The sequence below is a fragment of the Bradyrhizobium sp. genome, assembly GCF_017881085.1.
Taxonomy (GTDB): domain Bacteria; phylum Pseudomonadota; class Alphaproteobacteria; order Rhizobiales; family Xanthobacteraceae; genus Bradyrhizobium.
Map to the genome: position 1 here is coordinate 1 of NZ_JADGRI010000332.1, position 5,704 is coordinate 5,704.

A 5,704-nucleotide genomic window follows, 5' to 3' on the forward strand; every position below is an offset into this window, starting at 1 on the left:
GCGTGCCGGCCGTCACGCGGTATGCCGTCTTCCCGTCTCATGGCTCAACGCTCTCGGCGACCGGCGCGCGGCGCGCCGTTTTGAGGTCCGGAGGCGCCGCCGGCTGTCTTGCCCCCGCCGGCTGTCTTGCTGCCGAAGGCTCTCTCACCACTGCAGGTTCCCTTGCTGCCGTGGATTGCCCCGTCGCCGCGCGAACGCGGGCAAATATTTCCTCGCAGGGGCCGAACGCGATCGACTTACCCTCATAGAGCACCATCGCCATATTCAAGGCGGCAAGCGCGCTTGGACGGTGCGATATGACGATGACGATGCATTTGTTGTAACGCAGTATCTGAATGGCGCGGGTCAGCGCGTTCTCGCCGTCAGCATCGAGATTGGCATTGGGTTCGTCGAGCACCACCAGGAACGGATCGCCGAACACCGCCCGTGCCAGGCCGATTCGCTGCCGCTGCCCCGCCGACAGCGACATGCCTCCCTCGCCTATCCGCGTCGAATAGCCCTCGGGCAGCCGCAGGATGATGTCATGTACGCCCGCGATCTGCGCGGCCCTCAGGATCGCGTCGGAGTGGGCGGCCTCATCGAAACGGCAGATGTTCTCGGCGACGGTGCCGTCGAACAATGCCACATCCTGCGGCAGATAGCCGATATAGCGCCCAAGATCTTCGTTGCGCCATTGATCGAGCGCGGCACCGTCGAGCCGCACCACGCCATTCTGGGCCGGCCAGATTCCGACCAGCGCCTTGGAGAGCGAGGTCTTGCCCGATGCGCTGGCGCCGAGCAGCGCCAATCCCATGCCGGCCTTGAGAGAAAACGAAATGTTCGAGACGATGGGCTTGGTCGCCCCCGGCGCGGCAACGGCCAGTTCCTGAACCGATAGCTCGCGGCAGGGACGCGGCAGCACCACCGGCGGCGCCGGCGGAGCCGCGGTGGCCTTGCAGATTTCACGCAGCCGCGTGATGCCCTGACGCGCGGCGACCAGCTGCTTCCAGGTGCCGAGCGCGATTTCAACGGGCGCCAGAGCGCGGCCCATCATGATCGAAGAGGCGATCATGATGCCGCCCGACGCCCTGTCGGCGACGACGAGATAGGCGCCGATACCCAGCATGCCCGATTGCAGCACATAGCGCAGCACCTTGGCTCCCGAGCCGAGATTGGCATAGACGTCGGTGGCGCGGATATTTTCACGCAAATAGCGCTCATTGGCCTGCGACCAGCGCACGGTGAAGCGATCGGTCATGCCGAGCGCGCGAATCACTTCGGCGTTGCGCAGGGTCGCGTCCGCCAGCACCTGGCGCTGGGCGCTCGAATCCATCGCCGCCCTGGCCGCGCCGCGCGACATCCGCTCGGTCAGCAATGTCATGGCAATGATCGCCGCCGTCCCAAGCAGGGCCGTCATGCCGATCGCCGGATGAAACAGAAACAATGCAACGAGGAAGATCGGTATCCAGGGCATATCGAGGAACGCCGTCGGCCCCATGCTCGACATGAAAGTGCGCACCTGGTCCAGATCACGCAACGGCTGCTGCATCAGCATCGGCTTCACGCCGCGAAGCGGCAGCGTGGCGAGCGCGGTGTGGATCGCCTGCTGCAGGCCGGCGTCGAACAACGTTCCGACCCGGCACAGCATGCGCGTACGCAGCGCGTCGAAATATCCCTGCACGAGATAAGCGAACAGCACCATCAGCGAGAGGCCAAGCAAGGTCGCGGTGTTGCGGCTCGGAATCACCCGGTCATAGACCTGCAACATATAGAGTGAGCCCGACAGCATCAGGATGTTGATCACGCCGCTGAATACGGCAATGCCGATCATGCGCCGCGCGCTTTCGCGCAATCCCAGCGCCACGGGATCATCGGACTGAAGCGTCGACCTGATGCTGGAAATCGCGCGGGACGGAAACGTTGCTTCTGCGTGACCGTGAGCGATACTCATACACTGCGCCCCTTGGCTGCTGTCGCGATTTGCGCGATCAATTCTCCTTGACGACTGATACCGACCATTTTTCGGCGAGAATGCGACCACGGCGGGCTGTTGTGGATGCCGCGGAAATAAAACGACGGCCCCGGTGTCATACTCATCTGGCAATTGCGCGATGCCCGGCAACGCAAGATTTGCGCACGATGAAGGCGGGTTGCGAGATTTTCGGCAACAAACACCGACAGCGCTTTCATAATCTTCGCCCGCCATCGACGCCGCGCGCACAAAACGGGCAAAGGCGTCACGGTTTCGTCCGCCTATCACCTTGCTTCTCCCGCGCATTGGCCCCGGTGTCGGCTGAAAGCCGCCACGAAGCTAAATAATTCTTCATCTCTCGCATCAACCCGCCACGCGAGTGGATCACTTGCGCTGGCCGTCGTGCATTCGACAAAACAACAGGGGACAAAAATGGCGCGCTTCACAAACGGTTTCCATCACCAACACGCTGGTAACGGTCACCAAATCGATCCGGGCCCTCCCGCGCCGGTCCCGCCGGTAACCCCCGTTGATCCCGGTCCCCCGGCGCCCCCCGCCGCCCCGGCTTTCTCGGACCTCGGCCTGACGTTCAATGACGCCACGCGCGCGCTGGAGGGCGGACTGTGGCAAAACGTGGTCTCGGAAGGCGGCCAGGGACTGGGCAGCATCGGGCGATACACCACCGATCTCACCAATGTCCAAACGGGCCTGCTGGCGGAAAAAGCCGCGGGGCAATTCGCCGGCGATACGCTGACGCACGTCAACACGATCCTGGCCGATATTACGACCGCGCTATCGGCCGCCACCGCCTCGGTGAATGGGGGCGGGACATTCGGCAGCGTCGCCGCCGCGGAAACGGCGTTGCACACGAGCCATCTCGATATCCTCAATATCGTCAATAACGACGCCAATCTCGCCACGTTGGCGACACAAAATGGCGCCGCCGGATTTCTCGCCGCGCCCTCCGCCTTCGCCGCCGGCACCACGGCCGCGAATGCGCCTCATGCCAATCTCGCGGACATCGGCGTCATCTTCAACGATCTCGCCAATATTTCCATCGGCGGCATCAACGCTTCCAATTCAGCCCAGGCCACGGCCGATACGAACGCGGCCATCACCGACCTGCAGGCCTTGATGGCGGCCAACCCGACGCTGTTCGGCGGTCTCACCGGCGTTCATGCTGATACCATCGTGCGGCAGCTCGAACTCGAGAAGACCTACATCAATCAGGCCGGGGTGAGCCAGGATGCGGGACGGGCAAGCAACGACAATCTGCTCGACATCATCGACATCGTGCAGGGCGATACCAATCTGGTGAACATGGCAAACCAGGGTGGCGTTCACGGCTTTACGCCGTTTGGGGACGCGCTGCACCCGACGCCGAAATATATGGACAATTCGGATCAAACAAATTTCTGGGCAAACTTCATCGCCCAGTCCAACTCGCTGGGACAGCAGGCAGAGAACCTCGTCGGCGGCCACGATGCCCATGCGATCGCCGCGCTGATCGCCAACATTCAGACCTTCGAAAAGACGGTCACCAACTTCGATGCGGCCCAGGGCGGCATCTTCGAAGCCCGCTTCGACAACGAGTTGCTGGGTCAGACCAGCACGCTCGGCGCCGAGGTGAGCGCGATGGTCAAGGGGTTGCAGACCGGCAATGCGGCACTGGTGACTGCCGCCGCCGAGGAGATGCACGCCAACGCCGCCGATGTCGGCGGCAATAATACGCCCGTGACCGGCGGCACCTACAATGCCGATGGCGCCACCGTAGCCGACGTGCTGTCGACGGCGGTTGCCGCACCGGCGGTTGCCGCAGCAGCGCCGGTGACCCCGGCACCGGCGGCACCAACCGTGGCCACGGCGCCCGCTGTGCAAGCCCCAGCCGGCACACCAGTCGCCGCCGCCGACGCCGGCACACCCGCGATCGACCCGCATCATTCGCCGGTTCCGGAGATGGCGCAGCACTTCCACCACATGTGGGGATAACGGCGGATCAGCGTGGCCTCCGGCGCCCCATCGCACCGATGGGACGCCGGAGGTCAGTTGGATCGGTCGCTCTTGCGGTTTGAACCATCAACACGTCGCGGCGGGGCAGCCGCAAAACAAAGGGAATTTGTTCGTTCGCCGGGTTCGGCGAATCCTGATTTGGGGGACGGGTCATTTGGGTACGGGTAATGATGGCTTCTTGCGGCGTATATCGCGGGCCAAAAAGGAAAGCAGTGCGATCCGGCGCGATGCGCCGGCGGGTCGTAGATGCGAAGGTAACGTCGAATCCAGGCGCCGCACTGATAGCGTCGGTTGCGCGCTCCCCGGCGGCGGGGCACGCGCATGAGGCAGCGAAGAACCGATTACGGCACGATCATCCTGCACTGGCTCCTGGTCGGCGCGTTTGCCGTCGCCTTTGTCAGCGGATTGCGGATCGCGACCGAAGCCCCGGGACGCAGCTGGATCAATCTGTTCGATGCCGTGCTGCCGCGCCAGAGCGTGTGGGTGGCGCACATGCAGGCCGCCGTCGTGCTGGTCGCGGTGTCGCTCGCCTACGCCGTCTACGTCATGAGATCGGGACTAGGCCGTCGCGTCCAGCTCGACAAGATCCGCCTGCGCGGACTTTTCGGCCGCAAGCAGGCCAGGGTGGGCGCCTACAACATCGTTCTGTACTGGATCTTCTTCGTCACGATGCTGGCGCTGCTCGCCAGCGGCGGGCTTCTGTATTTCGGCTTCTACGCGGGCCACGATGTGGCAACGCTGCACTGGTACGGAACGTGGGTGATAACAGCCTTTGCCGGCCTTCATGTCCTGGCGCATTACCGAATCGGCGGCGTGTCGCAGTTGCTGCGAATCTTCCGCCCAACCCGCCTCACAGCGCCGCCGCCGCGGCTCGATGCGGTTGAGTTGCTGACGTTGCTGGCAGAGCAATCGGCGCGGCTGGCGCCGGAATCCGCACAACCGCCTGCCAGGCCGGCGCCGCCGCAACACGATAACGCGCAGGATCGGACGGCCGCACGGAGCTCGGTCGCACGGGCGCGGCCGGGATCCAATGTACCGGGATCCAGGAGGCAAGGCAGCACCTCAAAACCGCGCAACCCGACGTTCCAATCCAACCCTTTTGTCGTCGCCGCAGCCATCGCCATCACCGGCGCTTCGGTGATCTTGGCGGCCGACCGGCTGGCCGTCGACCAGTTACAGATTCACCGCATCAGCAGCGCTGACGTGCCCATCCTCGACGGCGACACCTCCGATCGGGCCTGGCGCAACATCACGCCGTTTTCCCTGATGACCAGCGAGGGAGGCAATTTCGACGGCACGGGCGAGACCAGAATTGAGATTCGCGCCGTTCATGACGGCACGTGGGCGTATTTCCTGTTCACATGGGAAGATCCGACGCGGTCGCTGAAGCACCTGCCGCTGATCAAGGAAGTCGACGGATGGCACGTGCTGCACGACGGCTTCGAGGCCGGCGACGAGCACGACTACAATGAGGACAAATTCTCGGTCCTGTTCACCACCATGAATGTGACGCTGGCAGGCGACCGCACTTTCCACGCCAGCCCGCAGCCGATTGCCGACGCGCCGGCCACGATGACCGGCCGCGGCCTGCATTTCACGGCGGCAGGCTACGCCGATGTCTGGCAATGGAAGGCAACCAGCGGCGGTTCGACCGGCTGGATGGACGACGCTCATTTCGGCCCGCCGCTGGATCCGACGCCGCTGCAGGTTCGCAATATCGTTCCCTACAAGGGCGGTTTCGCT

At 64.0% G+C, this 5,704-nt stretch carries 4 protein-coding genes; 2 read left to right on the forward strand and 2 right to left on the reverse strand.

Annotated features, from left to right (window positions below):
* Positions 1–37: 37 nt before the first annotated feature.
* Together QZ213_RS23610 and QZ213_RS23615 are read right to left on the reverse strand one after the other, a co-directional pair.
* A complete protein-coding gene (locus QZ213_RS23610; RefSeq protein WP_291688497.1) occupies positions 38–1,930 on the reverse strand; it encodes a type I secretion system permease/ATPase in 1,893 nt (630 codons plus the stop codon).
* A complete protein-coding gene (locus QZ213_RS23615) occupies positions 1,927–2,169 on the reverse strand; it encodes a hypothetical protein (protein WP_291688498.1) in 243 nt (80 codons plus the stop codon). The genes QZ213_RS23610 and QZ213_RS23615 overlap by 4 nt, the downstream gene beginning before the upstream one ends.
* A 214-nt stretch (positions 2,170–2,383) precedes the next feature.
* On the opposite strand from QZ213_RS23615, the gene QZ213_RS23620 reads away from it, so the two are divergent.
* Positions 2,384–3,940, forward strand: a complete 1,557-nt coding sequence (locus QZ213_RS23620; RefSeq protein WP_291688499.1) for a hypothetical protein — start codon at positions 2,384–2,386, stop codon at positions 3,938–3,940.
* A 342-nt stretch (positions 3,941–4,282) separates the two neighbouring features.
* Positions 4,283–5,704 (forward strand): ethylbenzene dehydrogenase-related protein (locus tag QZ213_RS23625; RefSeq protein WP_291688500.1); only part of this gene is annotated, 1,422 nt, incomplete at its 3' end.